The following is a 2,023-nucleotide window of genomic DNA, read 5'->3' as shown; positions in this document are numbered from 1 at the left end:
AAGTCGAAAACTCGCACTTAGTCAGTGGGACTCAAACATCCGCACTTAGTCAGTGGGACTCAAACATCCGTCAATTAACTATATCATAAACTGTTGTTAGGTACTGGTGAAGTTGTTATAGTTGGAAAGATTATAATTTGATAATTTAAGGAAAGGTTATGAGCTTGCTTGGTGGTAGTGATCTAAAGGAACAGCAGAAGATTAATGAGCTTGAGCTTAAAATAAATAGAGAGAAGCAGAAGCTGGATAAGAAGCTAACAAGGCAGAAAATATTATTAGGTGCTTTCTTAATTGATGCTTTAGAAAAAAATAAAGTTGAAAAATTACGCAACTATGTTGCTAATGAGTTAGATGGTTTTTTAACTAGAGAGACTGATAGAGAGTTAATGTCTGATGTTATAGAAAAGCTAAAAAAAATCAGTGACAAAAATAATGAAATTGATTATGAACGTGATAAATATACAGATGATGATACATTAGTTGCTAATATTGCAGATACTGGCTTCCCTGTTGATGAAGACAATATGTTTGTAGAAGATTAATGCTAGTTTTTCACAGAGTATGAGTCTTTATTTTATTTATACTCATAGTATAGGGTTATCTACCATGCAGTTAATATTATCAGTAAGGTATTATTGATAAACAATCAATCTTAAGGAACGAAAATGCTTAATAGAACTTCTGCATGCACAATAGTTTTAGCTTCGATTTTACTATCCTCTGCTTCTCATGCAGGAAATATATTTTCCGAAGCTATGACGATTTTACAGAGTGTTAATACAGGCACTCTCAATAGTTTGCAGACAACTTCTGAGGTTGATGTTGAGTCTCAAGAAAGAGTACGTAGTCCAAATAACAACAAAGCTGCTCAATCCGCTATTCGCGAAGTATCATTATCGCCTTATCAAAAGCAAGTAGCTAAGGAGTTTAAAGACAATTTAAAGTGGATGTATGACGAAAATATGACATACGCACAGTTAGCTTATGGCTCACCAGAAAAGAAAGCTATTGATTTTGTGACTGATAAAGTAGCATCCAGTGTTGCTCAATGTAATGGTAGATATTTTACTCAGGTGATTCAAGGTTCTAGTCTTGTGGCTAGTACAAGTAAGGCTGGAGACATTTATGAAATTACAGATCCATCATATAAAGGGCATACACGTAATCGAAAACTTACTAAAGCTGAAAGCTTGAACGGGGAAGAATACAAAGGTGCAGTTTTTTTAGACATTAATAACACCGCTATTAAGGCTAACGGTAATAGCAAATGGCAAAACGGTAGTTCTTTATTAAGACACTATACTTTAGAAATTGTGAATGGTCGTTTTGTCGACGGAACTCCATTTAGTGAAGATCATTTACAGAATCTTGAACGGTATCAACCATTACAATGTTCAGATATTAAGTTGTAGCATTAAATAACTAATATTTTAATAGAGTTATATTTTATAAATCTCTACCTAGCCTCACGCACCAAGGATTATATTTATGAAAAAAATACTGCTTTCAAGTGCAGTTATATTAGTAACACTTACTGGATGTCAAAGCACCCCAGAATATTCTTGCGATAATGACGCTGTAAAAACTACAGCTTTAGATATAGTTCGTGATAGCTTCAATACAAATATGGCTAATAACTTTAGTGGAATAAAAGATGCATTAGCACTAGAAGCTCTCGTAAGAAAAAGAGATGGACAAATAACTGATTATCAAGTGAATACAGATTACGAAAACATAGAGTTTTCTCTAAGTAATGTACGCACTACAGAACAAGATAAAGAGTTGGGTAACTATCAATGTGCAGCAACTCTAACTGGCTCCAAAGAAGGTATTGATAGAGATGTAGTTGTAGACATTGAATATACAGCAGAGGCTGTTGATAGCGGTGAGAATTTTTATGTAGAAGTGGTAGGGTTAACTTATGAAAAATTAGGTAGATTCGCTTTCTTATTATTAGATTACTATTAATAATAGCAATCGCTACACAACTTAAGCGAATGCTTGCTGAAAATTCAGCATACCC

At 33.8% G+C, this 2,023-nt stretch carries 3 protein-coding genes; all 3 read left to right on the top strand.

The window, feature by feature from the left end; genetic code table 11:
* Window positions 1-158: 158 nt before the first annotated feature.
* The 3 genes from JFC08_RS13525 (at window position 159) to JFC08_RS13515 (ending at window position 1,968) form a co-directional block, all read left to right on the top strand.
* Window positions 159-542 carry a mobilization protein MobS gene (locus tag JFC08_RS13525; protein ID WP_198331097.1) on the top strand — a complete coding sequence of 128 codons (384 nt, stop codon included), beginning with the start codon at window positions 159-161 and terminating at the stop codon, window positions 540-542.
* Between the two features lie 123 nt (window positions 543-665).
* Window positions 666-1,412, top strand: coding sequence for a hypothetical protein (locus JFC08_RS13520; RefSeq protein ID WP_198331096.1), 747 nt, complete (start codon window positions 666-668; stop codon window positions 1,410-1,412).
* A 76-nt stretch (window positions 1,413-1,488) separates the two neighbouring features.
* Window positions 1,489-1,968: a lipoprotein gene (locus tag JFC08_RS13515; RefSeq protein WP_198331095.1), complete on the top strand. Its 480-nt coding sequence runs from the start codon at window positions 1,489-1,491 to the stop codon at window positions 1,966-1,968.
* Window positions 1,969-2,023: the final 55 nt, after the last annotated feature.

This window comes from Psychrobacter cibarius, assembly GCF_016107535.1.
GTDB classification, from domain to species: domain Bacteria; phylum Pseudomonadota; class Gammaproteobacteria; order Pseudomonadales; family Moraxellaceae; genus Psychrobacter; species Psychrobacter cibarius.
This window is presented reverse-complemented; position numbering and strand designations above follow the sequence as displayed.